This window comes from Pseudomonas sp. GM33, assembly GCF_000282295.1.
Lineage (GTDB): Bacteria > Pseudomonadota > Gammaproteobacteria > Pseudomonadales > Pseudomonadaceae > Aquipseudomonas > Aquipseudomonas laurylsulfatiphila.
Genome location: NZ_AKJO01000098.1, coordinates 1 through 24,776, shown reverse-complemented (window position 1 = coordinate 24,776; position 24,776 = coordinate 1). Strand labels below are relative to the sequence as shown.

The 24,776-nt window shown below is 55.7% G+C and carries 31 protein-coding genes; 12 read left to right on the top strand and 19 right to left on the bottom strand.

The features are described from left to right. Window position 1: 1 nt before the first annotated feature. The 3 genes from modB to PMI26_RS10925 all read right to left on the bottom strand — a co-directional run bounded on the left by modB (window position 2) and on the right by PMI26_RS10925 (window position 2,643). Window positions 2-682 carry a molybdate ABC transporter permease subunit gene (modB, locus tag PMI26_RS10915; RefSeq protein ID WP_007975967.1) on the bottom strand — a complete coding sequence of 227 codons (681 nt, stop codon included), beginning with the start codon at window positions 680-682 and terminating at the stop codon, window positions 2-4. A gap of 1 nt (window position 683) precedes the next feature. Then, window positions 684-1,451, bottom strand: coding sequence for a molybdate ABC transporter substrate-binding protein (modA, locus tag PMI26_RS10920; protein ID WP_007975965.1), 768 nt, complete (start codon window positions 1,449-1,451; stop codon window positions 684-686). Between the two features lie 124 nt (window positions 1,452-1,575). Further along, entirely contained in the window at window positions 1,576-2,643 is a 1,068-nt protein-coding gene (locus PMI26_RS10925; RefSeq protein ID WP_007975963.1) for an NAD(P)H-dependent flavin oxidoreductase, read from the bottom strand. Between the two features lie 213 nt (window positions 2,644-2,856). Between PMI26_RS10925 and acuI the strand changes: the two genes are divergently transcribed. Continuing rightward, window positions 2,857-3,840: an acrylyl-CoA reductase (NADPH) gene (gene acuI, locus PMI26_RS10930; protein ID WP_007975961.1), complete on the top strand. Its 984-nt coding sequence runs from the start codon at window positions 2,857-2,859 to the stop codon at window positions 3,838-3,840. Here the strand turns inward: acuI and ada are convergent, their stop codons facing one another. The 5 genes from ada to PMI26_RS10950 all read right to left on the bottom strand — a co-directional run bounded on the left by ada (window position 3,841) and on the right by PMI26_RS10950 (window position 6,992). Continuing rightward, the gene (ada, locus tag PMI26_RS10935; RefSeq protein WP_007975959.1) at window positions 3,841-4,905 is read right to left on the bottom strand and encodes a bifunctional DNA-binding transcriptional regulator/O6-methylguanine-DNA methyltransferase Ada; all 1,065 of its coding nucleotides are present in this window, start codon (window positions 4,903-4,905) and stop codon (window positions 3,841-3,843) included. 87 nt (window positions 4,906-4,992) lie between these two features. Continuing rightward, window positions 4,993-5,673 (bottom strand): DNA oxidative demethylase AlkB, encoded by a 681-nt coding sequence (gene alkB, locus PMI26_RS10940; RefSeq protein ID WP_033048020.1) that lies wholly within the window; start codon window positions 5,671-5,673, stop codon window positions 4,993-4,995. Then, a complete protein-coding gene (locus tag PMI26_RS10945) occupies window positions 5,663-6,367 on the bottom strand; it encodes a 2OG-Fe(II) oxygenase (protein WP_007975956.1) in 705 nt (234 codons plus the stop codon). Before PMI26_RS10945 ends, alkB begins: the two co-directional genes overlap by 11 nt. Before the next feature lie 117 nt (window positions 6,368-6,484). Beyond that, on the bottom strand, window positions 6,485-6,652 hold the full coding sequence (locus PMI26_RS31620; protein WP_007975954.1) for a hypothetical protein: 168 nt from the start codon (window positions 6,650-6,652) through the stop codon (window positions 6,485-6,487). A gap of 37 nt (window positions 6,653-6,689) precedes the next feature. Beyond that, window positions 6,690-6,992: a DUF1883 domain-containing protein gene (locus PMI26_RS10950; protein WP_007912251.1), complete on the bottom strand. Its 303-nt coding sequence runs from the start codon at window positions 6,990-6,992 to the stop codon at window positions 6,690-6,692. On the opposite strand from PMI26_RS10950, the gene PMI26_RS31545 reads away from it, so the two are divergent. The 3 genes from PMI26_RS31545 (at window position 6,991) to PMI26_RS10960 (ending at window position 7,853) form a co-directional block, all read left to right on the top strand. After that, complete coding sequence (locus PMI26_RS31545; protein ID WP_162130290.1) at window positions 6,991-7,197, top strand: hypothetical protein; 207 nt, start codon at window positions 6,991-6,993, stop codon at window positions 7,195-7,197. The genes PMI26_RS10950 and PMI26_RS31545 overlap by 2 nt on opposite strands. Beyond that, the gene (locus PMI26_RS10955) at window positions 7,194-7,550 is read left to right on the top strand and encodes a hypothetical protein (protein WP_007975953.1); all 357 of its coding nucleotides are present in this window, start codon (window positions 7,194-7,196) and stop codon (window positions 7,548-7,550) included. The genes PMI26_RS31545 and PMI26_RS10955 overlap by 4 nt, the downstream gene beginning before the upstream one ends. A 72-nt stretch (window positions 7,551-7,622) precedes the next feature. Further along, on the top strand, window positions 7,623-7,853 hold the full coding sequence (locus PMI26_RS10960) for a hypothetical protein (protein WP_007975952.1): 231 nt from the start codon (window positions 7,623-7,625) through the stop codon (window positions 7,851-7,853). 11 nt (window positions 7,854-7,864) lie between these two features. Here PMI26_RS10960 and PMI26_RS10965 read toward each other — a convergent pair whose 3' ends face one another. Further along, window positions 7,865-8,146, bottom strand: coding sequence for a hypothetical protein (locus PMI26_RS10965; protein WP_007975951.1), 282 nt, complete (start codon window positions 8,144-8,146; stop codon window positions 7,865-7,867). Window positions 8,147-8,484: 338 nt separating this feature from the next. After that, window positions 8,485-8,673 (bottom strand): hypothetical protein, encoded by a 189-nt coding sequence (locus PMI26_RS10970; RefSeq protein WP_007975950.1) that lies wholly within the window; start codon window positions 8,671-8,673, stop codon window positions 8,485-8,487. 289 nt (window positions 8,674-8,962) lie between these two features. Here PMI26_RS10970 and galU point away from each other — a divergent pair, with 289 nt between their 5' ends. After that, complete coding sequence (galU, locus tag PMI26_RS10975; protein ID WP_007975949.1) at window positions 8,963-9,802, top strand: UTP--glucose-1-phosphate uridylyltransferase GalU; 840 nt, start codon at window positions 8,963-8,965, stop codon at window positions 9,800-9,802. 180 nt (window positions 9,803-9,982) lie between these two features. Here the strand turns inward: galU and PMI26_RS0129715 are convergent, their stop codons facing one another. Genes PMI26_RS0129715 through PMI26_RS10985 form a run of 5 tightly spaced genes read right to left on the bottom strand, consistent with a single transcriptional unit; the run spans window position 9,983 to window position 13,550 of the window. Further along, complete coding sequence (locus PMI26_RS0129715; RefSeq protein WP_007975948.1) at window positions 9,983-10,423, bottom strand: PaaI family thioesterase; 441 nt, start codon at window positions 10,421-10,423, stop codon at window positions 9,983-9,985. Between the two features lie 2 nt (window positions 10,424-10,425). After that, window positions 10,426-11,457: a fatty acid desaturase gene (locus PMI26_RS30760; protein WP_007975947.1), complete on the bottom strand. Its 1,032-nt coding sequence runs from the start codon at window positions 11,455-11,457 to the stop codon at window positions 10,426-10,428. Continuing rightward, window positions 11,457-12,191, bottom strand: coding sequence for a class I SAM-dependent methyltransferase (locus tag PMI26_RS30755; RefSeq protein WP_007975946.1), 735 nt, complete (start codon window positions 12,189-12,191; stop codon window positions 11,457-11,459). Before PMI26_RS30755 ends, PMI26_RS30760 begins: the two co-directional genes overlap by 1 nt. Then, entirely contained in the window at window positions 12,178-12,840 is a 663-nt protein-coding gene (locus tag PMI26_RS10980; RefSeq protein WP_007975945.1) for a hypothetical protein, read from the bottom strand. The genes PMI26_RS30755 and PMI26_RS10980 overlap by 14 nt, the downstream gene beginning before the upstream one ends. Before the next feature lie 20 nt (window positions 12,841-12,860). Next, on the bottom strand, window positions 12,861-13,550 hold the full coding sequence (locus tag PMI26_RS10985; protein WP_007975944.1) for an iron-containing redox enzyme family protein: 690 nt from the start codon (window positions 13,548-13,550) through the stop codon (window positions 12,861-12,863). A 352-nt stretch (window positions 13,551-13,902) separates the two neighbouring features. On the opposite strand from PMI26_RS10985, the gene PMI26_RS30750 reads away from it, so the two are divergent. From PMI26_RS30750 to gorA, 3 genes are all read left to right on the top strand, one after another. Beyond that, window positions 13,903-14,673 carry a helix-turn-helix transcriptional regulator gene (locus PMI26_RS30750; RefSeq protein ID WP_007975943.1) on the top strand — a complete coding sequence of 257 codons (771 nt, stop codon included), beginning with the start codon at window positions 13,903-13,905 and terminating at the stop codon, window positions 14,671-14,673. Between the two features lie 24 nt (window positions 14,674-14,697). Continuing rightward, window positions 14,698-15,117 carry a PaaI family thioesterase gene (locus PMI26_RS10990; protein ID WP_007975942.1) on the top strand — a complete coding sequence of 140 codons (420 nt, stop codon included), beginning with the start codon at window positions 14,698-14,700 and terminating at the stop codon, window positions 15,115-15,117. Window positions 15,118-15,295: 178 nt separating this feature from the next. Beyond that, complete coding sequence (gene gorA, locus PMI26_RS10995; protein WP_007975941.1) at window positions 15,296-16,654, top strand: glutathione-disulfide reductase; 1,359 nt, start codon at window positions 15,296-15,298, stop codon at window positions 16,652-16,654. Here gorA and PMI26_RS11000 read toward each other — a convergent pair. Further along, entirely contained in the window at window positions 16,651-17,661 is a 1,011-nt protein-coding gene (locus tag PMI26_RS11000) for a DNA-binding protein (RefSeq protein ID WP_007975940.1), read from the bottom strand. The genes gorA and PMI26_RS11000 overlap by 4 nt on opposite strands. A gap of 307 nt (window positions 17,662-17,968) precedes the next feature. Between PMI26_RS11000 and PMI26_RS11005 the strand changes: the two genes are divergently transcribed. The 3 genes from PMI26_RS11005 to ahpF all read left to right on the top strand — a co-directional run bounded on the left by PMI26_RS11005 (window position 17,969) and on the right by ahpF (window position 21,311). Then, window positions 17,969-18,907 carry a site-specific integrase gene (locus PMI26_RS11005; RefSeq protein WP_007975938.1) on the top strand — a complete coding sequence of 313 codons (939 nt, stop codon included), beginning with the start codon at window positions 17,969-17,971 and terminating at the stop codon, window positions 18,905-18,907. A gap of 138 nt (window positions 18,908-19,045) precedes the next feature. After that, entirely contained in the window at window positions 19,046-19,609 is a 564-nt protein-coding gene (gene ahpC, locus PMI26_RS11010) for an alkyl hydroperoxide reductase subunit C (protein ID WP_007975937.1), read from the top strand. Window positions 19,610-19,748: 139 nt separating this feature from the next. Next, on the top strand, window positions 19,749-21,311 hold the full coding sequence (ahpF, locus tag PMI26_RS11015; protein ID WP_007975936.1) for an alkyl hydroperoxide reductase subunit F: 1,563 nt from the start codon (window positions 19,749-19,751) through the stop codon (window positions 21,309-21,311). A 175-nt stretch (window positions 21,312-21,486) separates the two neighbouring features. On the opposite strand, the gene gloA is transcribed toward ahpF, so the two are convergent. Next, window positions 21,487-22,008 (bottom strand): lactoylglutathione lyase, encoded by a 522-nt coding sequence (gloA, locus tag PMI26_RS11020; RefSeq protein WP_007975935.1) that lies wholly within the window; start codon window positions 22,006-22,008, stop codon window positions 21,487-21,489. A 144-nt stretch (window positions 22,009-22,152) separates the two neighbouring features. Here gloA and PMI26_RS11025 point away from each other — a divergent pair, with 144 nt between their 5' ends. Next, on the top strand, window positions 22,153-22,671 hold the full coding sequence (locus PMI26_RS11025; RefSeq protein WP_007975934.1) for a DUF4946 domain-containing protein: 519 nt from the start codon (window positions 22,153-22,155) through the stop codon (window positions 22,669-22,671). Between the two features lie 163 nt (window positions 22,672-22,834). Here PMI26_RS11025 and PMI26_RS11030 read toward each other — a convergent pair whose 3' ends face one another. Further along, complete coding sequence (locus PMI26_RS11030; RefSeq protein ID WP_007975932.1) at window positions 22,835-23,197, bottom strand: histone-like nucleoid-structuring protein, MvaT/MvaU family; 363 nt, start codon at window positions 23,195-23,197, stop codon at window positions 22,835-22,837. Between the two features lie 233 nt (window positions 23,198-23,430). Further along, window positions 23,431-24,776: EAL domain-containing protein (locus PMI26_RS11035; RefSeq protein WP_007975930.1), on the bottom strand; the 1,346-nt coding region annotated here is incomplete at its 5' end.

Sequence of the window (24,776 nt, the reverse complement as noted above, 5' to 3'; positions counted from 1 at the left end):
GTCAGCTCCAGCCCGCTTTGGTTTTCCGGCTGGAATACAGCGCCAGCAAGACGACAAACGAGAACACCAGCATCGCCCCGGCCAGCCAATGGGCCTGGGCGTATTCCATGGCTTCGACGTGATCGTAGATCTGCACCGAGACCACGCGGGTCTTCTCGGGAATGTTGCCACCGATCATCAGCACCACACCGAACTCGCCGACGGTGTGGGCGAAACCGAGAATGGCGGCGGTAATGAAACCGGGGCGGGCCAGGGGCAGCGTTACGCTGAAAAAGGTGTCCCAGGGATTGGCCCGCAGCGTCGCAGCCACTTCGAGCGGGCGCGTGCCAATGGCGGAAAAAGCGTTTTGCAGCGGCTGGACGACAAAGGGCATCGAATACAACACCGAACCGATGACCAGACCTGCAAAACTGAAAGTGAGGGTGCCAAGACCGAGTGATTGGGTGAACTGGCCAATGAACCCGTGAGGGCCCAGCGCCAGCAACAGATAAAAACCGATCACGGTCGGTGGCAACACCAGGGGCAGGGCGACAATCGCCCCGACCGGACCGCGCCACCAGGAGCGGGTGCGCGAAAGCCATAGCGCAATCGGAGTGCCGACAATCAGCAGGATGACGGTCGTCAGGGACGCCAGTTTCAACGTCAGCCAGATGGCGGAAAAATCGGCACTCGATAGCGACATTTTAGATTTCGTAACCGTAGGACTTGATGACAGCTGCCGCTTTCGGCCCCTTGAGGTAGTCAACCAATGCCTTGGCGGCCGGGTTGTCCTTGCCCTTGTTGAGGATCACGGCGTCCTGCTTGATCGGGTCGTGCAGGCTGGCCGGAACGATCCAGGCCGAACCGCTGGTGATCTTGCCGTCCTTGTAGATCTGCGACAGCGCGACAAAACCCAGCTCGGCGTTGCCGGTGGAGACGAACTGGTAGGCCTGGGTAATGTTCTGGCCCTCAACGATCTTGTCCTTGACCTTGTCGGTCAGACCTTCCCTGGCCAGCACCTGAGTCGCCGCCAGGCCGTAAGGCGCAGCCTTCGGATTGGCGATGGACAGGTGCTGGTACTCATTCTTTTTCAGCACATCGCCCTTGGCATCGACGTAGCCTTCCTTGGCCGACCACAGCGCCAGGGTGCCGACCGCGTAGGTGAAGCGCGAACCCTTGACGGTGTCGCCTTCGGCCTCGAGTTTTTTCGGGGTGCTGTCGTCGGCCGAGAGGAACACTTCGAACGGCGCGCCGTTTTTGATCTGGGTGTAGAACTGGCCGGTGGCACCAAAGGCGGTCACCAGTTTATGCCCGGTAGCCTTTTCGAAATCAGCGGCGATGGCCTGGATGGGCGCGGTGAAGTTGGCAGCGACAGCCACCTGGACTTCGTCCGCCTGAGCTGAGCCGAAGGCGAATACGGCGAGCAGGCTCGTGAGGCACGCAGGGGCAAAACGTGAGACGCGAATGGTCATGAAACGGCTCCGTTAAAGGCAATTGCAGCAAGGGTAAATCGTTATGTAGAGAAATATATAGCGAATTGCCTTTAAACGGAATGAGCTGTCACAAAACTGTATACAATTTTAACGCAAATGATCCTCAGGGGCGACGCAGCAGCCTCGCTAAACCTTCTTCAGCCAGTTTTCGAGTCAGTGCCTCGGTGGTCAATTCAACGCCGAGAGTAAATGCCTGGCCGGCCCAAAGGTTGCTGAAGTCCGCTTCACCTTTGGCCCGCAACGGCATCAACGCGCCACCGGCCAGGGGAAAGGCCGGAGCCTTGGCGCTCATGGGCCCCAGTTCGCGCATCACCCGATTAAGAATGCCCCGGGCCGGGCGACCGGTGAACACGTTGGTCACCGCCGTCTCGCTTTCCTTGGCGGTGCGCAACGCTTTGTGATGGGAGGGGCTGACCTTGGCCTCCGGGGTGAACAGGTACGCCGTGCCCACCTGCACCGCCGAAGCGCCCAGCATGAAGGCGGCGGCGACACCTCGTGCATCAGCGATGCCGCCAGCGGCAATCACCGGCACTTTCACTGCATCGACGACTTGTGGCACCAGGGCGAACGTGCCCACCTGGCTGCTCAGGTCATCGCTGAGGAACATCCCGCGATGGCCTCCGGCTTCATAGCCCATGGCAATGATCGCATCGCAGCCATGCTGCTCCAGCCACACGGCTTCTGCGACGGTGGTGGCCGAGGACAATACCTTCGCACCGGTGGCTTTGACCCGGTCGAGCAGGGATTTTTCCGGCAGGCCAAAGTGAAAGCTCACCACCTCGGGGCGAAACTCTTCGATCACTTGGCAGGCTGCGTCATCGAACGGCGCCCGATTGGACACCGGGGTTGGCGCAGCGAAATCGGCGCCGAGTTCCTGGTAGTAGGGCTGCAGCAGGTTTTTCCAGTCCTGCGCGCGTTGCTCATCAGGGGCTGGAGGCTGATGACAGAAAAAATTGACGTTGATCGGGCGCCGGGTGTGTTGGCGGATGGTTTTCAGCTCTTCGCGCAGTTGATCGATGCTCAGCATCGCCGCTGGCATCGAGCCGAGGCCGCCGGCATTGCAGGCCGCAATCACCATGGACGAGTTCGTGGCACCGGCCATCGGCCCCTGGATGATCGGCAGTTCGATCCCGAGCAGGTCAAGAATGCGGGTATCTGGCCATGGGTTCATGTGCTGTGTTCTCCGACGTTGAAGCAGGGCAGGGACGGTAGAACAGGATTTGTAACGCAACGATTGGCGCAAGGCCAGTCGTCTTTTCAGTTCGCCAGGCTTACTTCGGCGCTCGCTGGGGTCGCTGATTGGCTTAAAGTCGGGTACGACAATCTGCTGCCATGTGTTATTTCAAATGCACCACAACCAGACTGATTCCATTGAGAGGCCGTAATGTTCAAAGGTATTTTGATCGACAAAGACGACAGCGGTTACCGGGCCACACTGCAAGAGATCCAGGACGATCAGTTACCCGAGGGCGATGTCACGGTGCGTGTCGCCTATAGCACGCTGAACTTCAAGGATGGCCTGGCAATCAGCGGCAGCAGTCCGGTGGTGCGCAAATTCCCGATGGTGCCGGGCATCGACCTGGCCGGTGTGGTCGAGGTCAGCGGGCATCCGGACTACAAGGTCGGTGACCATGTCCTGCTCAACGGTTGGGGCGTAGGGGAAGGGCATTGGGGCGGCCTGGCGCAGAAGGCTCGCTTGAACGGTGACTGGCTGATCCCGCTGCCGAAGGCATTCACCTCCGCCCAGGCGATGGCCATCGGTACGGCGGGCTACACGGCCATGCTGTGCATCCTGGCCCTTGAGCACAACGGCGTGACGCCCGGGCAGGGTGAAATCCTGGTCACCGGCGCCAACGGTGGCGTCGGCAGTTTCGCCATCGCGTTGCTGAACAGGCTCGGCTATCGGGTGGTCGCATCCACCGGACGTACCTCGGAGCACGACTACCTGAAGCAACTGGGCGCCAGCGAAATCATCGATCGCGCCACGCTGTCCGAGCCGGGCAAACCCTTGGCCAAGGAGCGCTGGGCGGCCGTGATCGATTCGGTCGGCAGCCACACCCTGGCCAATGCGTGCGCCAGCACCAAGGCCAATGGCACCGTCGCGGCCTGCGGTTTGGCACAGGGCATGGACTTTCCGGCGTCCGTTGCGCCGTTCATCCTGCGCGGTGTGACCCTGGCCGGCATCAACAGCGTGACCCAGCCCAAAGCCAAGCGCGTGGAGGCCTGGAGTCGCCTGGCCAAGGACCTGGACTTCAATCTGTTGCCGTTGATCAGTCACGAAATCGGCTTGAGCGAAGCCATCGAAGCCGCGCCGCGCTTGCTTGCCGGGCAGTTGCGCGGGCGCGTGGTGGTGGACGTGAATCGCTGATCAGCGCGATTCGCGCTCCAGCAACTGGCGTTTGCGCTCGACACCCCAGCGATAGCCCGAGAGATTGCCATCGCTGCGCACCACGCGATGGCACGGGATCGCCACGGCCAGGTTGTTCGCGCCGCAGGCTTGAGCCACGGCGCGAACGGCTTTTGGCGAACCGATGCGTAGCGCGACATCGGCGTAGCTCGCCGTGCTGCCGACAGGGATTTCCCGCAGCGCTTGCCAGACCCGTTCCTGGAACGCGGTGCCGCGCACATCCAATGGCAGGTCCAGGCCAATCGCCGGGGCTTCAATAAAGCCGACGACCTTGGCAATCAACGCTTCGAACGCCTGATCGGCGCCAATCAAATTGGCTCGCCGAAACTTGTCTTGCAGATCACAGACCAGTTGGTGCGGATCGTCGCCGAGCAAAATCGCGCAAACCCCGCGTTCACTTTGCGCTACCAGAATCGCCCCCAGCGAACACTGGCCGACAGCAAAACGAATGTCGTTGTTTTGCCCGGCAGCGCGGTAGTCCCCGGGCTTCATTCCGAGCAGTTGGTCTGCCGCTTCATAAAACCGGCTGTTGGAGTTGAAGCCGGCGTCATACAGGGCATCGGTCACCGAACCGCCGTCTGCCAGGCGCTCGCGCACCTTGCGTGAACGATGGGCATCGGCGTAGCCCTTGGGCGTCAGGCCGGTGACGGCTTTGAACACGCGATGGAAGTGGAAGCTGCTCAATCGCGCAGCCTCGGCCAGTTCGCCCAGGGTGGGCAGCGTTTCGGCGCTTTCAATCTGGCGGCAGGCAGCGGCCACGGTGGCGGCATGCTGCGCGGCGAGTTCGCTCTGATCCTTTGCTGCGCGCTTGCTCGGACGATAACCTGCGGCCCGGGCCTGTTCGGCGCTATCGAAGAATTCGACATTCTGTGGCTTGGGCAGGCGCGCAAGGCTGCTCGGGTTGCAGTAGATGCCTGTGGTCTTCACGGCATAGACAAACTGCCCGTCAGCCTTGGGGTCGCGCGCGACCACGGCGGCCCAGCGCGGATCGTTTTCGGTGGTGATCTTGGTCGATTGGGTTGTCATGGCGTCACGTCCTTTGGGGAGTTGCCTGCACATTAACCAGGGGGCAATTCCCACACACTCCGGCGCTTGCGGTCAAATTCGAAGTCTTCATCCGGCGGTGCGGAAGGTGAAGTTGATGCGTTGCTCGCCCAGTCTCGGGTGAAAGCCGTCCTTGATCGGCAATACGCCGTGATAACGCAGGCGATCCACGCCACCCCAGACCACGATGTCACCATGCAGCAGAGGGATGCGCTGGCTTTTGTCACTGCGTGCAAAGCCGCCGAACAGGAACATCGCCGGCAAGCCCAGCGATACCGAAACGATGGGGGCCGCGTAGGAATGTTCGTCCTTGTCTTGATGCAATGACATTTTTGCGCCGGGGATGTAGCGGTTGATCAGGCAGGAATCAGGCACAAAGTCGCTGAACCCGGCAGCCTGCGCCGCCGCTTGTGCCAGTTGGAAAAACACCTCGGGCATTGTCGGCCAGGGCTGACCGGTCTGGGGATCGTGACGGGTGTAGCGGTATCCGTTGCGGTCCGTGGTCCAGCCGAATGTGCCGCAACTGCTCAGGGCGACCGACATGGTAAAGCCGCCGGGCGTGACCATCTGCCGAAACGGCGCAGCCAGCAGCACCGCCTCCAGGGCGGGCAGCAAACGCTCCAACCAGGGCAGGGCGAAGCCTCGTAGCACGTATGACTGTTCGCCGATCTGCTCGCGCCTGGGCTCTTGCTCGGGCTCTGCATCGGCAAACAGATCAAAAGTCAGCGGGTTCATGGGCTCATGTCGCATCGTGAAAGATGATTCCAAGGGTATGCCGTTTGCCGCTGTGCAGGCGACTCACACCGTGGCGCAGGGTCACGCGGTAGTAACCGCGAGTGCCTTTTACCGGTCGCTGGTTGACGGCAAAGATCAGCCCGTCTCCTTTCTTCAGGTCGATGACCATCGGCCGTGACTGCATCCGCGGGCGTTGTTCGGTCATGACAAATTCGCCGCCGCTGAAGTCTTGATCGGGGGCTGACAGCAGAATCGCCACTTGCAACGGGAAAACGTGCTCACCGTACAGGTCCTGATGCAGGCAGTTGTAGTCCTGCGGACCATATTGCAGCAATAAGGGTGTCGGACGGTTCTGACCAGCGGCATGACAGCGTTCGAGGAAGGCGGGATGTGTGTCAGGAAAACGCTGCGGCAAACCCATTTGTTCATGCCAGCGATTGGCGATGGGCGCCAGGCGCGGGTAGAGCGCGCTGCGCAAGCGCGCCACAAGGTCCGGCAACGGGTAGCTGAAATACTTGTACTCGCCGCGGCCGAAGCCGTGACGAGCCATCACCACGTGCGAGCGAAAGGGCTCGGCCCGGGGGTACAGGGCGCTGACCTGATCACAAGCCCTGTGGCTCAACAGTGAAGGGATGACGGCGTAGCCGTCCAGGTCAAGTTGCTGTTCCAGCCGGGGCCAGTCCAGCCGGTCCAGATATTGCTCGCTCATTGCCGGGCCTCTTGGGGTTGAGGTGGCCAGTCTGCAAGACTTGAATGCAGCAGGCACTCCGGCGCTTGCGGTCGAACTGCGAACGGGAGCCGACGTCCATTGTCGCTCCGGATTGCGTTACAGCGCTTTGCTGACGCTGATTTCGCTGATGACGTCGTCCTGTCCATGAATGGCATCCAGCGCCGCTTTGGCTTCTTCTGCGGTGCCGTGTTCAAGCTGGGCAAACTCGAAGCGGCGCTCACCGTTGAGTTTGTATTTGATGACGTACTTGGTCGTTTGGGCCACGGTCGTATCTGCCTGTCTCGTGTTTCGGGTGTGCAGATCAGCTCAGTTTCGTGCTGGAACGGCGAATGATTTTGATCGAGTGCGTCAGGGTGGGCTTGCGCGTCACGCTGATAGCGCGGCGGTTGACGGTGTCGATCGTGATGTTCCAGAAACCGGTGCTGGGGGCGGTGATGCGCGCCGGAAACGTGTCGAATGCACCACCGTGATAGGTGTGACGGCCGCCATTCTTGAAGCTGCGGAAGTTGGCGTCGTTCATCAAACGGATGTTGCACATTTGGGAGCATTGAATGACGACGATGTCGTCTTCATTGAGGTGCTCGCGCTGATGGATAAATTTCATGGGGCGCCTCCAGAAGGGCTTTTTCTACAAAATCAAAACGATAGCATGGGCGATGGGCGCAGTTTATCAGCCCGAAGGCCTTATTATCCGGCTGCTTCGACAATTAAAAACGCTAATTTCACCTTTGATGAGCGATAAAGCAGTTTGCCTCGGAGAAAAAACGCATCTGCGTTGTCCGAGCCTCTTTATCGGAGGTTTTGTATGAAGTGGGGTTTGTGGGTTGTTGCGCTGGCGGCATTGGTGAGCGGTTGTGCGAACGTCTCTGACATCAACGAGTCACTGCCGACCATGAGCGTGATTTCTGGCAAGAAACCCCATGAATATGCGCAATGCCTCAGCGAAAAACTGGCCGACAGTCGTGGCGCCTTGCAAATCGAGCCGCACAAGGATGGCCTGCGTGTGATTGTGCCGCTCAAGTATTCCACGGGGCCGTCAGCCGTATTCGACATTGAAGAGCGCTCGGGTGGCAGCAGCATCAAGCTGCACGAGAGCATGTCCAACGTCCCGGTGCGTCCAAAGGATGTACAGAAGGCTGCCACCGAGTGCATTTCCGGCTGATAAACTATCGACCCACAGCACCGATGCCGCCAAAGCCTGGCTTTGGCGGCATCGTCATTTCTGGAGTCGACTATGAAACGAGAGCAGGTCCGGGAGCGCCATGCAGAGGGACTTATCTCTGCCACCCATGTGATCCAGAACCCGGCGGAGCTGGGGGAATGGATCGTGTTTTTCAAGAAAAGCGCCGGGCGCAGCTATTTCCTGGTGGATGACAATGATGAAGTCGAGTCCTTTGGCAAGCTCGACGATCTGATTGAAACGGTGCGCGGACTCGGGATCAGGTTCGCCGAAATTCATCTGTAGGGCAGAGCGCCCTATTTGCAGACCACCACGACGCTGCGGTTCTTGTAATTGCCGATATCGGCGCCGAGGGTTTTTTCACTGACCTTGAGCGCTGGCGTGCCGTCGGTGCCGACAATCCGGTAGCCGGTACCTGCACAGGAGGCATCGGCCTTTTCGTAGCAGGCGGCCCAGGAATTCGCCTCTCCCGAGCAATCGATCGTCAGACCCTGCTCTCCGTTGCCCAGGTAGGTTTCTTTCGACGTTGCGCAGCCGCTCAGGGCCAATACTGCTAGCAAAGGCAAAACTTTATTCATGGTTTGATCATCGTCAGTGGGGTGGGCTAAGGCTGAGACAGCGTCGGACTCAAAAGGTTATAGCCAAAGGCCACTTCTTTTCGTTATCCAGCAAAAAGGTTCTTCACACATTCCCGGGAAACTGTAGGAGCCAGCCTGCTGGCGATGGACTCCAGTGCGCCGCGTTTATGCAGGTTCACACGCGTTATCGTTAACGACCATCGCTGCGATGCGGCGACCCGACAAGCCAGCTCCTACAGGAGACCGCGTTCGCGTCGAAAACGAAGTGACCTCTAAACCAGTGAAAGAACCATAAAAAAGCCCTGCGCCATGGCAGGGCTTTTCGAGAGGAGCGTCGATCAGCTCTTGTCCTTGCCGCGTCGCTTCGGTTCCGGGTGCTCAAGTTCCAGCACCGAAGCCACCTCGATTGCCAGGGCCTCGGAAGGGAAAGGCCCGGCGATATTTTCACCGGCGACACTGGCCACCCACCATTGCCCGTCTTTCACCTTGTTGATCAGGAATCCGTTGACGCTTTTTGCTTCCGACATCTATTTGCCTCGTTGTCTGGTTCAATCGCGCCATGATACCGGCAAACGCGCGCAACGGGTGCCGATGGGTGTAGGGTAGGTCGCATCGGGTCGGTGAAAACCGTGCAATTACGCAAGTTTCTGCTATGCATAACGGGTTGCGTAGTGACCTGTGAACGCCCGCAGGGAACTATCGCCAAGAATATTTCTCTATGTTGACATCGGTTAGCCAGCGCGGGGCATTGTAAGGTGCTCGCCGGCTGATTAGACTGCGCCGAAACTCGTACACACAGCCCTTTCAAGGACTTTTATGATCAAGAAATGCTTGTTCCCAGCAGCCGGTTACGGTACTCGCTTCCTGCCAGCGACTAAAGCCATGCCCAAAGAAATGCTGCCGGTGGTGAACAAGCCACTGATCCAGTACGGCGTCGAAGAAGCCCTGGATGCCGGCTTGAACGAAATCTCCATCGTTACAGGTCGCGGCAAGCGCGCCCTGGAAGACCACTTCGACATCAGCTACGAGCTGGAAAACCAGATCAAGGGCACCGACAAGGAGAAATACCTGGTCGGCATCCGTCGCCTGTTGGACGAGTGCTCGTTCTCCTACACTCGCCAGACAGAAATGAAAGGCCTGGGTCATGCGATCCTGACGGGTCGCCCGCTGATCGGCGACGAACCGTTCGCCGTGGTGTTGGCGGATGACCTGTGCGTCAACCTGGAAGGTGACGGCGTTCTGAAGCAGATGGTCAAGCTGTACAAACAGTATCGCTGCACCATCGTCGCGATCATGGAAGTTGACCCGCAGGAAACCAGCAAGTACGGCGTGATTGCAGGCGACCTGATTGGCGACGACCTGTACCGCGTGCGCAACATGGTCGAGAAACCAAAACCGGAAGATGCCCCGTCGAACCTGGCAATCATCGGTCGTTACATCATGACGCCGGACATCTTCAGCCTGATCGAACAAACCGAGCCAGGCAAAGGTGGCGAGATCCAGATCACCGACGCCCTGATGAAACAGGCGCAGGATGGTTGCGTGATTGCCTACAAGTTCAAAGGCAAGCGTTTCGACTGCGGTGGCGCCGAAGGTTACATCGACGCGACCAACTTCTGCTTCGAGAACTTCTACAAGACGGGCAAGGCTTATTGATAGCGCTTGAGGTTCTTGTGAGAATTTACTTGATTTAGTGTTAAATCAAGTAATAGACAAAGCAAATGCCCCGACATCGTTCGGGGCGTTTGCTTTTATATTGCAGTAAGACATGCCGATGCCTGAAAGGCATGTTGCTATTTTATATGGGGAGAATTTTAGCTTTATATATCTAATTTTTTAGCTTGTGCCGAGTTCTATCGAACGCCAGACGCCACTTGCTATGGCAATGAGTTTTTCGCTTACTCGAAGCTCGCCGGAGACAAATACCAAGTTGCCGGTAATCTTATTGACCCTTGCAGTACCTATAACCCAGTCACCAGCTTTTGCCCCAGCAACAAAGTCGGTGTGTAAACTCACCGTGATACATGGTTTATTTCCAGTTGCATGAAAGGCAGTACCGCCCAAGGAGTGGTCGAGAAAGGTCATGATCATGCCTCCATGCAGACGTTCCAGCGAATTCAAGTGTTTCTGATCAATTTGGAACTTGAATGACCAAGCGTTTGCCTCGTTCTTGTGCAACAAAGGGCCAACCGTTTGTTCAAAGCCATCATAGGAAAATAGCTGGGGGAAAGGCTCATACCCGTCGGGGTCGTTATACGTTTTCGGGAGTGCATCCATGATTACCTCAGTCTTGTTTTTTCGGTTGTAAGGTGAGGGGAGTGTTTGTCCAATATCCATCTCCAAAGTGGTGGGAAAAGCGCAATTATTGCCATGGTGAAATATCCATATGGCATAACAGGCGCATCGGATTGTTGGCTCAAGGCATAAAAGGGTTTGGCTGGATGGACGTGGTGATCTGAATGATGTCCTAGATTAAATAATGCATAGTTGGTCAGTGAGTAATTGTCCCAAGAGCTTGAGTAGCTTGGTTTGCGACTGCCTCCGCTCCGGTTTAGCCCGTAGTGCTGCATGTAATTCACTGTTTCAAGAACAAGCACTGCAATGACACCTTGAGCTATAAATGCAGCAAGCGCAATTGGTCCAAGAAGAAGCAGTATAGCTATGTAAAGGAGACTCTGAATAATCCACAGGCTTATAGCGCGGTTGTGAATGGGATGATACTGATGGCCTGAGAATATTGCAGATCGGGCACATTCTCTTTTCCACATAGATATGCCACCAAAAAAAATTGATCGGATGTAAAATTTGTATAGGGACTGGCCGTGTTGTGCTGATGAGTGGTCCTTCTCTGTTGCTACGTTGGGGTGATGGCTGTACAGGTGTTGCAGTTTGAAGTGGGGATAGCTGGATAGAAGCATGAGGGCGGTGCCTAAGTGCTTGCTTATGGAAGCTCCCCTATGAAACATTTCATGGGCTAAAACAATTCCAACAATTCCTGTTGTTAATCCGCAGTTGTAGATTGGTACGATTTTTTCGAAAGATGTAAATTTTTCATATGGAATGGTAATGATCGTGCTGGCTACTACAGTAATGACAATTAGAGCGGTAAGTCGAGCAATGCGCTCTGGTATTGCTGGAAAATAAGCATTTTTATTTGTTGGGGCGACTGGCTTGCCTAATATTTCGATAGCAGGATAAACCACAGTGCCAAGAATTATAGTGGTGTAGATCCAGTTGCCACCGTTCCATAAACCTAGTCCGACAGACATAGGGTGAAGTAAGGCTAGACAATACGCCCAATCACGAACCATTAAATTGACTCCACAAGCATGCCCACAGGGGTAAAGGGGGTGACCTTGTATGGTAAGTCGGCAATCCGAATAATGAATTCCATCTCTTGGATGCTATAGGCTCGTCTGTGTGACGCTACTCCATCACTGATGATGCTACTGGAGTAAAAAGGCGATAGAGACTGTACGAGTGCAGGCCCATAAAAAGTGCGCCGTAGATCAAAAATTATCACTTTTTTGGAAATCCTCTTTAATTCCCGAAGTAGTTTGATAACAATGCCCACTGGAAAGTGGTGCAGTGCCTGGCAGTTCAGCGCGATATCAAATTTCAGGTTTGAGAATAAAAGGTTGGTGGCGTCTGCAACAAGCCATTCAATGTTCATATGTCTGAAGGCAGTTGTGTTGGTTTCTATGTGACGTTGTGAAAGATCACTTCCTACGGCATGAATGTGAAATTTACCATGATCAACTTGCGATGTCACACTCCTGAGCAGCCAACAACTTCCTCCACAAACTTCAATAACCGATACACTACCCGCTACTTGCGCTCGTATATTTTTTAGTATGAAGTCGGTGAGCTTTCGCTTGAGTCCAGATGCATTTGCGAGCGCTTCCAAATCTCTGACAACTTCGGCCGCTAATTCACTTTCAGGGAATAGGTCAAGAATTTCCGCCTTTTCCCGATAGATCAGTCTGTCAACAAAGCCAAAATGCTGTTGGCGATAAGCAGCGAACTGTTCTTCAAATGGTATCATGTGACAAGCTTTTTTGTTTTAACTCGGGTTGGAGAAACTCGACATGCTTTCGCCGCTGACGAATCGCCCTCATCGTTTTCTGTTGGTGAAAATACCGATTAGACCGCTCCTTTAGATAGAGCGCCGCGGAACTCTCATTTGTTTGGTAGTATATGATCCAATCGTCGATATCATCACGCCCCAGCAAGTGAAGAGGGGGGTGATCGATCGGAACCAAGCCAAACTCCACAAAGTATCTAAGTGTTTGATATCGAGTTATTCCGACTATGAAATCGAAATTGTCTTTGATTGCTCGAGTTGCAGCTTCTTGGAGTAGAATGCCAATCGCAATGTTGCCGCGAAAATTCGGCGTTAAAACCACATTAGTTGCTTCTAGAAGTCTTGGTCTGTACCCGATATCGGGCAGGTATCGAAAGTAAGGATTTGCCTCGGAATACAGGGTTTCGCATAGGCCAAGTGTCCCTTCCATTTTTTCGTCAAAGTACAGGCCGAAGCACTTGGTGTCTGGTCCAGGCAAAATTGATGATGTGAAAAAACCGAGCGGCTCGTAGGATTGCCTGAGGATTTTTTCATACTGATACGTTGAGTCAGGATCTGATCGATCTATCTCTCGAATTGAGTAATTTCTCAGGTCATAAAAATCTTTCATGCACTTCTCCGATCTGAGCGTTACGCCAATGCAGAGTTTGGAGGCGGCACGTCGGCTGTATCTGCCGTCAATACGTCATTGAATAACTGACCGTACAAGCGGAACGTCATACGGCGTGCATGCACTACGTACTCCAGTTCGTTATCATGAACGAACTCAATTGCCTCAATTGCTTCCTGTAGGTGCTTCGCATCGAATCCTCCATGACTGCGCAAGAATGTCACTGCGTTACTTGGTATCCCATATTGTTCCGTCATGACATCTGCGAACATGGTGCCGAAGTCGGCTCCTAGCCCTTCGGTAGCCGTCGCGACCCCGAGGATGCCAACGGGATTGCCATAGGTTGCCATATAATAGTTCTGGGTAATCAAGCCCCAAGCGCCTGCAGAAGGCTGGGAATTAAGAAGGAAGTCCGAATCAAGGCCAATATTTTTCAGATCTTTGATGCAGAAAAGATCGTGGCCATTCTCTTCAAGAACTTGTTCAAAAAACCAGTTGCGAAGCCCCCGACGATCATCGCTCAGGCGCGCTCCACCCAAGGCCAGCATTCGGGACGTGTGACGTACTAAGTGATAGGTCTCACGAAGGTAAGATGCGTAATGAGCTCTGGTCATGCCACCGCTCGCAACGACTCTCAACAGTGGATTGGTTTCAACGAACTGTTTATATTCGTTCTTCGTCTTCTGTACGATCAAGTCAAACTTGTGCATGTTTACTCTCCTGGCGATTGGAATCCTTACGATAATCGCCATTTCTGAGCGCTAGAATAGGAAGAATGTACCATTGACCCATTGATGAGACCTGTTGCCCATATTCGTCTACACGTAGCCTCTATCCTGCGTGCTCCTCCTCGCTATTCTGAGTTATGGTTTCTTCACGCTACAGGGATAGAGGTCTAGGAGTCCGAATTTCGCCAGGCAAACTATCTCCAAAGCTAAAAGGATTAATTTGTTACAAGTTTGTGTTGACGCGTCATGCCTGGGTGCTATCTTATTCGCGTTACTCTGATTGATAATTTGCATATTAAAAATAATAAATAAAATAAAAAGAAGAGTTATATATATGACGCATCAATTGCCCGAGAGTTTACTTGATGGCGCGATGCCTCTATCAGATTGTTCAAGTCCATCATTGGGCTTGATTCGGGGGAAAATGCGTAATTGCTGGGACTTTCTCCGATTTTTTCAACGACTCACTGATCAAGCCGTTAGATATGATGCGTGTTTTTTTGGGTGTGGTGTGTTGCATGCTCTCGGTGTGTCGTTGGATCGCGAAATTACCCATAACCTGCCTCTATCATATCGAAAGGGTATCAGAACGACTACAGGGGGTGTGCAAAGCCCCCCGCTGTCGACTTGGTTTGCTTCGGGTAAGCCACTGTTGGTAAAGATACCCAGCCAATTATGTTCAGCATGGGAGGAGAACTTCGTTGCTCATGGATATAGAAATATGGTTATCCATGGCTTTTCTGATAGAGAAGTCGGAACGGTCTCTATCTTCGGGTTTTACAACTATATCTCTGAAAGTGATGATAGGGTGGTCGGCCTTCTCAATGCTATTGCAGCTATTACTCATTCTGCATTACATGAGCTTCCTCAAACTATTGGGCGCGAATTTCATCTCGTGGATAGTAAAAAGCCGGTGGCCCTGACGGAGCGAGAAGAAGAGGTTATCTACTGGGTAAGTCAAGGTAAAACTAACGCGGATATAGCGATCATCCTTGGTATTAGTTCAAATACTGTTAGAAATCACCTGCACAATGCGTCGGAAAAACTGTCTGCAAGCAATAGAGTGGAGCTTGTTTCCTTTATGGCTCAACGTTGTACCGGTTAATGGTATAAATTCGGAGAATACGTAATGGATAGGAAAGCATTTTTCTGGATGGTACAGGAGGGGCGTTTGCCGCCACCGAGAGCAGCTGAAACACTAGGAATAAAAATCTTAAAAGTTGATGCTAATGAAGGAAGTGTTGAAGTCTTGTTTGAGGCTATCGACGCTTTTACGAATCCGGAGGGCAATATACAGGGAGGGTTCCTTGCCGCGATGCTTGACGACACGATGGGGCCAGCCCTAGCTGCAACACTTGACGAGGGTGAGTTTGCGCCAACCTTGAGCCTGAATGTTAATTTTCATGCCCCGGCCAAAATAGGGGCTCTGATCGGGAGGGGGCGGGTAGTCAAGCGCGGAGGACGGGTTTGCTTTCTCTCTGGTGAGCTTGAGCAGTCGGGTCAAGTCATCGCGACTGCGAGCGCTACTGTGTTGATCCGAAAGCTATAGGGGGCAAAAGATAACTTCCTGACTATGGCAAAATACCCGGATCACAACAATTGATTGAAAATTAGGTCGGACGGCGAATCGCTCGAGTAGGTTTTTTACTTTTCGGCCTCATATCGTCTGCAGCGCTTGCCCCACAAATGTCTACGGGTATGCTGTTGGCCTGCCGAGGAGATTGAAAATGGCCTACGATTTTGACCTTTATGTGATTGGTGCCGGTTCCGGTGGTGTGCGTGCTGCGCGGTTTGCCGCCGGGTTTGGCGCGAAAGTGGCGGTGGCCGAGAGTCGTTACCTGGGCGGCACCTGTGTGAACGTCGGCTGCGTGCCGAAAAAATTGCTGGTCTACGGTGCGCACTTCGCCGAGGACTTCGAGCAGGCATCCGGTTTTGGCTGGAGCCTGGATGAAGCGCAGTTCGACTGGGCGACGCTGATCGCCAACAAGGACCGCGAGATCAATCGCCTCAATGGCATTTATCGCAACCTGCTGGTCAACAGCGGCGTGACCTTGCATGAGGGGCACGCGAAGATCGTCGATCCGCATCAGGTCGAGATCAATGGCGAGCGCTTTACCGCCAGGAACATCCTGATCGCGACCGGTGGCTGGCCGCAGATTCCGGAAATTCCGGGGCACGAGCATGCCATCAGTTCCAACCAGGCATTCTTCCTCGAAGAGCTGCCCAAGCGGGTGCTGGTGGTGGGCGGTGGCTACATTGCGGTCGAGTTCGCCGGGATCTTCCATGGTCTGGGTGCCGAGACCACGCTGCTGTACCGCGGCGAACTGTTCCTGCGCGGCTTTGACGTTTCCGTGCGCAAGCATTTGCAGGAAGAGTTGACCAAGCGTGGCATGGATCTGCAATTCAACGCGGACATCGAGCGCATCGACAAACAGGCCGATGGCAGCCTGAAAATCACGCTCAAGGACGGTCGCCAACTGGAAGCCGATTGCGTGTTCTATGCCACCGGGCGTCGTCCGATGCTGGACAATCTCGGGCTGGAAAACACCGGGGTCAAGCTCGACAAGAAAGGTTTTGTCGAAGTCGATGAGTTGTATCAGACCGCCGAGCCGTCGATCCTGGCGCTGGGCGATGTGATCGGTCGTGTTCAGCTGACGCCGGTCGCGCTGGCTGAAGGCATGGCGGTTGCGCGACGCTTGTTCAAGCCTGAGCAGTATCGTGCGGTGGATTACAAGATGATCCCGACGGCGGTGTTCAGCCTGCCGAACATCGGCACCGTCGGTTTGACCGAAGAAGAGGCCCGCGAAGCCGGCCACGAGGTGCAGATCTTCGAAAGCCGCTTCCGGCCAATGAAACTGACCCTGACAGAATGCCAGGAGCGCACGCTGATGAAGCTGGTGGTGGATGCCAAGACCGACAAGGTCTTGGGTTGCCACATGGTCGGCCCGGAGGCTGGTGAAATCGTCCAGGGCCTGGCGATTGCCTTGAAGGCCGGTGCCACCAAACGCGACTTCGACGAAACCATCGGCGTGCACCCGACGGCCGCCGAAGAGTTCGTCACCATGCGCACGCCGGTCGCCGGTTAATCGTCCTTCGCTGCGTCTGCCGCTGCCGCAAGGGTTGCGGCCAGACGTACGCGTTCTTCCAGATCCGTCCGGGTCCTGGTCAGTTCAATTTCCAGTGACTTATTGAGCTGCGATTGCTCATCGACGTTCTGTTTGAGTGCCTGACTTTCCAGCAGGGCGACGCGCAGGCGTTCCTGGAGGAGGGTGCGCTCGCCGTCGACGCGGGTGGCCTGCTCCAGCAACTGATCCTGACGGGTATTGCTTTGCTTGAGCTGTTCCTGCAGCAGGCTCAGCTCGCGCAGTGTGCCGCGGTTTTCAGTCAGCAAGCGTTCGTTGTCGCGGTGCAACTGGGTGATTTCATCCTGGCGTACCAGGGCGCTTTGTTGTGCCTGGCGCAGTTCCATCTGTAGCTGTTGCACCTGGCCTTCGTGGCGACTCATTTCCTGTTCGCGCTGTTCCTTGACCGCATTGCGGTAGTGCTCCAGTGCGTCGCGAGTGTGCAGGTGTTTTTCCTCAAGGGAGCGGATCTGCTCGTCCTTGTCTTTCAAGCGCAATTCGAAATCGGCCAGTGCCTGGTTCATCCCGGCGTTGCGGGTTTGCTCCGTTTGCAGCATGGCGCGGGTTTCTTGCAGGGCCTCGGATTCCTGAGTCAGTGCCAGGCTCTGGAACTCGTATTGCTGGTGCAGTTCGCTGTTGGCCTCTTGCGCTTCGTCGAGCTGTTTTTCCAGCGCCTTGCGTTGTTCCTCGTACTGCGTGCGCGCCTGGTCGATGGGTTCCTGCGCCTGCTCCTTGAGTCTTTGGGCGAGCCGCGCCACCAGCGCCATCAGTTCGTCGTCAATCGGTTCCGCTGGCGCTTCAACCGCCTCGTTCCTGTCATCGAGCTCTTTGAGGTAGCGATGAATCGTGGTTTTCGAGCCGGTATTGCCCATTTCGATCCGTACGGCATCGATGCTGGGGTTTTCGCCACGGGCGAGGATCGCCAACCGAGCGGCTTGCACTACCGCTTTATTTACACCGCCGCGTGCCATGAGATCTCCCGGGTTTTGTTGATGTGGTACGTACCACGTAAATACGCATTGTACCATTCAATTGATAAAGTTAAATGCTGAATGTAATTAACACGGGATATACTGGTATTACCCCGTGTGATGGCAATTTTTAGGTATTTCTCGCGCTGTTTCCGTACACAAACCTTTGTAGGAGCGAGCTTGCTCCGGGCGGCGATCCGACGATGACCCCCAAGACCGCCGCGGGGCACCTGCCAACCAGCGTCATCGTTAACGATCATCGCGAGCAGGCTCGCTCCTACAGTCGGTTAAAACAGGTTCATGTCCTATGAGCGATCTGGATCGCTATCTGCAAGCCGCGACTCGCGACAACACCCGTCGCAGCTATCGGGCGGCCATCGAACATTTCGAAGTCACGTGGGGCGGGTTTCTGCCGGCAACCGGCGACAGCGTGGCGCGCTACCTGGTGGCGCATGCCGGGGTGTTGTCGATCAATACGCTGAAACTGCGCTTGTCGGCCTTGGCGCAGTGGCACAACAGCCAGGGTTTTGCCGATCCCACCAAGGCGCCGGTGGTGCGCAAGGTGTTCAAGGGCATCCGCGCGTTGCACCCGGCCCAGGAAAAACAGGCCGAACCCTTGCAGCTTCAACACTTGGAGCAGGTGGTCAGTCGTCTGGAGCTGGAAGTGCAAATCGCAAAGGCCGAAGGCGACCGCCCGGGATTGCTGCGGGCCCGGCGCGACATGGCATTGATCCTGCTGGGCTTCTGGCGCGGCTTTCGCAGCGACGAGTTGTGCAGGCTTCAGGTTGAACACGTGCAGGCCAGCGTCGGTTCCGGCATCAGCCTCTATCTGCCGCGCAGCAAGAGTGATCGCGACAACCTCGGCAAGACTTATCAGACGCCGGCCTTGCAGCGTTTGTGCCCGGTGCAGGCCTACATCGACTGGATCACCGAAGCGGCACTGGTGCGTGGGCCGGTGTTCCGAGGCATCGATCGCTGGGGGCATCTGGGCGAGGAGGGATTGCACGCCAACAGCGTGATTCCCTTGTTGCGCCAGGCGCTGGAGCGGGCAGGCATTGCCGGCGAACTCTACACCAGCCATTCCTTGCGCCGCGGCTTTGCGACCTGGGCGCATCAAAGTGGCTGGGATCTGAAGTCGCTGATGAGTTATGTGGGCTGGAAGGACATGAAGTCGGCCATGCGCTACATCGAAGCTAGTCCGTTCCTCGGGATGGCGCGCCTCACGGAAAAGCCGATTGAGTCATAGAGATCGTTTTCTTCTATAAATACAGTCAGCTAATAGCTAAAGCCAATCAGCAGCATCAGGTTTGCCAATGAGCCTTCCGTTCGTCGAGTGGGTAAAGTTCTCTCCATCAACTTCTTAACCCCTGACGGAGAGTCAACGATGCCTATCATCAACAGCCAAGTTAAACCGTTCAAAGCTGACGCATTCAAAAATGGCGACTTCGTAAAAGTCTCGGACGCTGACCTGAAAGGCAAATGGTCTGTCGTGTTCTTCTACCCGGCCGACTTCACCTTCGTCTGCCCGACCGAGCTGGAAGACCTGGCTGACAACTACGACGCCTTCCAGAAACTGGGCGTCGAAATCTACAGCGTTTCCACCGACACCCACTTTGCCCACGCTGCCTGGCACAACACTTCGCCAGCCATCGGCAAAATCCAGTACACCATGATCGGCGACCCGACCCACGCCATCTCCCGCAACTTCGACGTGCTGATTGAAGAAGCAGGTCTGGCTGATCGTGGCACCTTCGTGATCAACCCGGAAGGCCAGATCAAGATCGTTGAACTGAACGACGGCGGTGTAGGCCGTGACGCTTCCGAGCTGCTGCGCAAGATCAAGGCAGCCCAGTACGTCGCTGCTCACCCGGGCCAGGTTTGCCCTGCCAAGTGGAAAGAAGGCGAGGCCACTCTGGCGCCGTCTCTGGACCTGGTCGGCAAGATCTAAGTCAGTGATCGCTCCATCAGGGCGGAACTCCGCACCTACTCGGTAAGCTGCACCGCCCAATAAAAACGCCCGGGCGAGATTCGCTCGGGCGTTTTTTTATGCCTGCTTTATATGAAACAGCAAAAAGGAAATCGCCCGTATGTTGGACACCAATCTTAAAGCCCAGTTGAAATCGTACCTGGAACGGGTTACCCAGCCGATCGAGATCGTTGCTTCCCTCGACGACGGTGCGAAATCCCAGGAAATGCTCGAACTGTTGAAAGACGTTGCCAGTCTTTCCACCCAGATTACTTTGCTCGACAACGGTGATGATGCACGCAAGCCATCGTTCTCGATCAATCGCCCGGGAGCTGACATCAGCCTGCGTTTTGCCGGCATCCCGATGGGCCATGAATTTACTTCGCTGGTGCTGGCCTTGCTGCAAGTCGGCGGTCATCCGTCCAAGGCCAGTGTCGAGGTGATCGAACAGATTCGCTCGCTCAAAGGCGAGTTCAACTTCGAGACTTACTTCTCGCTGTCGTGCCAGAACTGCCCGGACGTGGTCCAGGCGCTGAACCTGATGGCGGTGCTCAATCCGAACATTCGCCACGTCGCTATCGACGGTGCACTGTTCCAGGCTGAAGTCGATGAGCGCCAGATCATGGCGGTCCCAAGCATCTACCTCAATGGTGTGAACTTCGGTCAGGGCCGCATGGGCCTGGAAGAGATCCTCGCCAAGATCGACACCAGTGGCATTGAGCGTCAGGCCGAGAAAATCAGCGCCAAGGATGCCTTTGATGTGCTAGTGGTCGGCGGTGGCCCGGCCGGTGCTTCGGCGGCCATCTATGCGGCCCGCAAAGGCATTCGCACCGGTGTCGCGGCCGAGCGTTTTGGTGGTCAGGTGCTGGACACCATGGCCATCGAAAACTTCATTTCGGTGCAGGAAACCGAAGGGCCGAAACTGGCCGTGGCTCTCGAAGAACACGTCAAGCAGTACGACGTGGACATCATGAATCTGCAACGTGCCGACAAGTTGGTGCCCGGCAAAAATGGCGAGCTGCACCAGATTCACTTCGCCAGCGGCGCAACGCTCAAAGCCAGGACCTTGATTCTGGCGACTGGAGCGCGGTGGCGTGAAATGAGTGTCCCGGGCGAGCAGGAATACCGCAACAAAGGCGTGGCGTACTGCCCGCATTGCGACGGCCCGCTGTTCAAGGGCAAGCGCGTGGCAGTGATTGGCGGCGGTAACTCCGGTGTCGAAGCGGCCATCGACCTGGCGGGTATCGTGTCCCACGTCACGCTGCTGGAGTTCGACGTTCAGTTGCGCGCCGATGCGGTGTTGCAGCGCAAGTTGCACAGCCTGCCGAATGTCACCGTGATCACCAGTGCGCAAACCACTGAAGTCACCGGCGACGGTCAGAAGGTCAACGGCCTGCGCTACAAGGATCGCCAGAGCGACGAAGTGCGCAGCGTGGAGCTGGAAGGGATCTTTGTGCAGATCGGGTTGCTGCCCAACACCGATTGGCTCAAAGGCACCATCGAGCTGTCACCCCGTGGCGAGATCATTGTCGATGCTCGCGGTGAAACGTCGGTGCCGGGTGTGTTCGCCGCCGGCGACGTGACTACTGTGCCGTACAAGCAGATCGTGATCGCGGTGGGCGAGGGCGCCAAGGCTTCGCTAAGCGCCTTCGATCACCTGATCCGCACGTCCGCCCCGGCATAAAACCCGGCGCTGAAAACACAAAACCCCATGAACGATCATGGGGTTTTTTGTGTCTTGCACATTACCAATGTGGGAGCGGGCTTGCTCGCGAAGGCGTCGTGTCAGTCACTTCAATGTCGAATGATACGACGTCTTCGCGAGCAAGCCCGCTCCCACAAGGGATTTGCGGTATGGCTTAGAGTGGTGCTGGCTGGATGATCTCGACCCAGTAGGCGTCCGGGTCCTTGATGAATGCCAGGCTCTTCATGCGGCCATCGTTCAGGCGCTTCTGGAAATCGCAGCCCAGCGCTTCAAAACGCTCGCAGGCGGCGACGATGTCCGGCACCGAAATGCAGATATGGCCGAAACCGCGCGGATCGGTGTTGCCATTGTGGTAGGCGAAGTCCGGGTCGTTCTCGGTACCGTGGTTGTGGGTCAGCTCCAGAATGCCGGGGATCGATTTCATCCACTCGGTGCGCGCGGCGGCATCGGCCGGGATCTGGTTTTTGTCGACCAACGCCAGGAAATACAGGCTGAACTCGGCTTCCGGGAAGTCGCGTTTTTCCACCAGGGTAAAGCCCAGGATGCGTGTGTAGAAGTCCAGGGACTTGGTGATGTCCTTGACGCGCAGCATGGTGTGGTTGAAGACAAATTTCTGCGTAGCGGTGTCCGGTTGGGCGGTGACGCCGGGGAAGGTGTTCAATTCGTGCAGGCTCATGGGCCCTCCGGGAAATATGTGGGCTAACGAATGGTGACAATGATACGCAAGGGGTCGGACATCGCCAAACCCAAACAGTCGGCTATTGCCTGACAGCCGGCCTGGGCCCAGACTTTACGGCTTGATCCGTGAGTGCCGATTGCAATGATCCGATTCCGTAACCTGCTGTTTGTCCTGCTGAGTCTGTTTTCGCTGGCGGGTGCTGCTCATGCCGATGCGCCAGTGGTGACCTGGCCGCAAGGCTGGCAGGTCGAAGCCGTCCCGGATGCTGCGTCGGGGGTCAGTCGCCAGCGGGCGGTGAAAAATGATCAGGATGGATTGCCGCTCCTGGTGATGGAGCTGACCATGAGTCCGGTGCAAAGCGATCATCAGGTAAACCTCGAAGGCGTATTGCTGGAAATGCGCAAGTCAGTTCAAAAAGACTTCTTTCAGGGTGGGTATCAAAGTGTCTGCACGCGAATTCATTCGACTACCTTGAGTCGATTGGCCGCGCTGGAAACAACCTGCACCGTCACGCAAAACGGCAGGCATGTGCTTTCGCAAACATTGGTGGCCGCGGTGGATGCCGATAAGGCCTATGTTTTTTCCTACGCAGGGCAGGCCGAGGCTTATAAGGCGAGCCAGGATGAAATAGACGCTGCCCGTAACAGCTTGAAACTTTAGTTGGCGACAGTGCTTTTTCGATGCATGAAAAAAATTTTAGATATCCAAATGGATTAAGCACAAAGTAGTTGGCGGTCAGGTAGTTGTCTTGTGCTCGCCGCGGGCATTTAGATAGCCCATGAAAAAGCCCTGCATAAGCAGGGCTTTTTTGTCGCCGCGAGAGTTAGCCACGCAGCCAGGAGTCAACGGTGGCTGCACCGTACTGTTCTTTCCAGGCTTTGAGGCCGCGGTGATTGCCGCCCTTGGTTTCAATCAGCTCGCCGGTGTGCGGGTTCTGATAAACCTTGACCACACGAGCGCGGCGGGTTTTCGGTGCTGCTGCTTGCAGGCCGGATTTTGCCGGATTCGGGTCGAGAATGGCGATGATGTCGCGCAGGCTCTTGCCATAGGTTTTCATCAAGCCCTGAAGCTTCTCTTCGAATTCGATTTCTTTCTTGAGCCCGGCATCGTTCTTCAGGGATTCCAACTGCTTGAGCTGTTCTTGAAGGGCCTTTTCGGCTGCACGAAATTCAGCGAGTCTGGACAATATCTTTACTCCAATAGTGTGTTTGGCTGATACCAACCGCAAACAAAGCTATAAGCCAAGAGCCTTGAAGCGACTCGGTGATAGTGGCTCACCTGCCAAATTAGCGCAGGCAGGAAAAATTGTAGTAGTTAATTGGCCAAGAGTAAATCCTGTCTTTTTCTTCATGTAACGGCAGTAGTGTCTTGATTCAAATTTATGCCTGTAGTCGTTGTTTTGTCGATTAAATTTTCGAGTTAATGGTCGCTTAATGCACTAATGAATTCCGCCCCGGGCATGGGTTTGCCGAACAGATAACCCTGCAGGAAGTTGACCTGACGAGCGCTGAGGTAATCACTCTGCTCAGGGGTTTCGACACCTTCGGCCACCAGGGCAAGGTCGAGTTTGACGGCCAGGTCGATGATGCTGTCGAGGATGTGGCTGGAGAGGGTGTCGATGCCGATCATGGCGACAAAACTCTGGTCTATTTTCAGGAAGTCGACATTGAACTGCCGCAGGTAGCCAAGGCTTGAATGACCCGTGCCGAAATCGTCGATGGCGATCTTCACGCCCAGTTCGCGAAGTTGCTCGAACAGTTGCAGGGTGATCGCCGTTGGCTCGATCAGTTCGCGTTCGGTCAGTTCCAGTACCAGGTAGATCGAACCTGGCTCGAACGCATCGAGGAACTCGCGGCAATCCTTGACCAGGTCCAGGTCCTGGCAATGGCTGGCGGTAATGTTGATGCCAATGTGAAAGGGTTTGTTGAAACCGGCGGATTGCGGCGCGAGCAGGGCGGCGGTTTGTCGCATGAGCGAACGGGTCATCGGTACGATCAGTCCGGAGTGCTCGGCAAACGGGATGAACAGGTCCGGACGCACCAGGCCTTCCTTCGGATGTTTCCAGCGCATCAGCACTTCAGTGCCTGACCAGCTTTTGCTGGCGCCATGCACCACAGGCTGGAAATACGGAATGAACTCTGCGGCTTCCAGCGCCCGTTGCATTTCCTGGGTGGGGGCCGATGAGCGCTTTTGCAGGAAGTGACCAATTGACCCGGAAATCACGCCGAAGAAAATCAGCAGACTGAACAGGGGGGGGTACTCGCTGCTCATGTATCGCCAGGTTTCGCCTTTGGGGAAACCGGCTTCTACGGCAAAAGCATAGCGCCCGGAGGTCAAGCGGCTCTGGGCAACGGGGAGTTCAGGCGCGGCACCGGTGTGAACCTTGCCATCGGCGGACATCCAGTCCGGGCCAACCTGCAGCACCAGCAAGGTCTGGCGGCCGATCAAGCGCAGAACGTTGCCCAAGTGATAACCATCGAGGGTCGTCAACGCGCCTTTTTTACCTTCGCTCAAGCGGTACACCAGCAAGGCGGTGTTGGGTGTCACCGGATTGCCGTTCATGAGCCACAATGCGCCCTGGGTATAGTCGCCGGGGTTGACCTTCTCCTGATAGTCGCCGAATAGCGAACTGCAATAGAGGTTGTTGTCCCACACCAGATTGGTCGAGCGCACGAATGGGCGACGAGTGACCTGTTCGCGCAGCGCCAGATTGACCTCGCCGCAACTTTGGCCGGCCATCGGCAGCAGTTCGCGAGCGGCTTTGG

Bases quoted from the DNA above. Each gene is read 5' to 3' on its own strand.
- modB (WP_007975967.1), bottom strand. From the start codon at position 682: ATGTCGCTATCGAGTGCCGATTTTTCCGCCATCTGGCTGACGTTGAAA.
- modA (WP_007975965.1), bottom strand. From the start codon at position 1,451: ATGACCATTCGCGTCTCACGTTTTGCCCCTGCGTGCCTCACGAGCCTG.
- PMI26_RS10925 (WP_007975963.1), bottom strand. From the start codon at position 2,643: ATGAACCCATGGCCAGATACCCGCATTCTTGACCTGCTCGGGATCGAA.
- acuI (WP_007975961.1), top strand. From the start codon at position 2,857: ATGTTCAAAGGTATTTTGATCGACAAAGACGACAGCGGTTACCGGGCC.
- ada (WP_007975959.1), bottom strand. From the start codon at position 4,905: ATGACAACCCAATCGACCAAGATCACCACCGAAAACGATCCGCGCTGG.
- alkB (WP_033048020.1), bottom strand. From the start codon at position 5,673: ATGCGACATGAGCCCATGAACCCGCTGACTTTTGATCTGTTTGCCGAT.
- PMI26_RS10945 (WP_007975956.1), bottom strand. From the start codon at position 6,367: ATGAGCGAGCAATATCTGGACCGGCTGGACTGGCCCCGGCTGGAACAG.
- PMI26_RS31545 (WP_162130290.1), top strand. From the start codon at position 6,991: ATGGGGCGCCTCCAGAAGGGCTTTTTCTACAAAATCAAAACGATAGCA.
- PMI26_RS10950 (WP_007912251.1), bottom strand. From the start codon at position 6,992: ATGAAATTTATCCATCAGCGCGAGCACCTCAATGAAGACGACATCGTC.
- PMI26_RS10955 (WP_007975953.1), top strand. From the start codon at position 7,194: ATGAAGTGGGGTTTGTGGGTTGTTGCGCTGGCGGCATTGGTGAGCGGT.
- PMI26_RS10960 (WP_007975952.1), top strand. From the start codon at position 7,623: ATGAAACGAGAGCAGGTCCGGGAGCGCCATGCAGAGGGACTTATCTCT.
- PMI26_RS10965 (WP_007975951.1), bottom strand. From the start codon at position 8,146: ATGAATAAAGTTTTGCCTTTGCTAGCAGTATTGGCCCTGAGCGGCTGC.
- PMI26_RS10970 (WP_007975950.1), bottom strand. From the start codon at position 8,673: ATGTCGGAAGCAAAAAGCGTCAACGGATTCCTGATCAACAAGGTGAAA.
- galU (WP_007975949.1), top strand. From the start codon at position 8,963: ATGATCAAGAAATGCTTGTTCCCAGCAGCCGGTTACGGTACTCGCTTC.
- PMI26_RS0129715 (WP_007975948.1), bottom strand. From the start codon at position 10,423: ATGGATGCACTCCCGAAAACGTATAACGACCCCGACGGGTATGAGCCT.
- PMI26_RS30760 (WP_007975947.1), bottom strand. From the start codon at position 11,457: ATGGTTCGTGATTGGGCGTATTGTCTAGCCTTACTTCACCCTATGTCT.
- PMI26_RS30755 (WP_007975946.1), bottom strand. From the start codon at position 12,191: ATGATACCATTTGAAGAACAGTTCGCTGCTTATCGCCAACAGCATTTT.
- PMI26_RS10980 (WP_007975945.1), bottom strand. From the start codon at position 12,840: ATGAAAGATTTTTATGACCTGAGAAATTACTCAATTCGAGAGATAGAT.
- PMI26_RS10985 (WP_007975944.1), bottom strand. From the start codon at position 13,550: ATGCACAAGTTTGACTTGATCGTACAGAAGACGAAGAACGAATATAAA.
- PMI26_RS30750 (WP_007975943.1), top strand. From the start codon at position 13,903: ATGACGCATCAATTGCCCGAGAGTTTACTTGATGGCGCGATGCCTCTA.
- PMI26_RS10990 (WP_007975942.1), top strand. From the start codon at position 14,698: ATGGATAGGAAAGCATTTTTCTGGATGGTACAGGAGGGGCGTTTGCCG.
- gorA (WP_007975941.1), top strand. From the start codon at position 15,296: ATGGCCTACGATTTTGACCTTTATGTGATTGGTGCCGGTTCCGGTGGT.
- PMI26_RS11000 (WP_007975940.1), bottom strand. From the start codon at position 17,661: ATGGCACGCGGCGGTGTAAATAAAGCGGTAGTGCAAGCCGCTCGGTTG.
- PMI26_RS11005 (WP_007975938.1), top strand. From the start codon at position 17,969: ATGAGCGATCTGGATCGCTATCTGCAAGCCGCGACTCGCGACAACACC.
- ahpC (WP_007975937.1), top strand. From the start codon at position 19,046: ATGCCTATCATCAACAGCCAAGTTAAACCGTTCAAAGCTGACGCATTC.
- ahpF (WP_007975936.1), top strand. From the start codon at position 19,749: ATGTTGGACACCAATCTTAAAGCCCAGTTGAAATCGTACCTGGAACGG.
- gloA (WP_007975935.1), bottom strand. From the start codon at position 22,008: ATGAGCCTGCACGAATTGAACACCTTCCCCGGCGTCACCGCCCAACCG.
- PMI26_RS11025 (WP_007975934.1), top strand. From the start codon at position 22,153: ATGATCCGATTCCGTAACCTGCTGTTTGTCCTGCTGAGTCTGTTTTCG.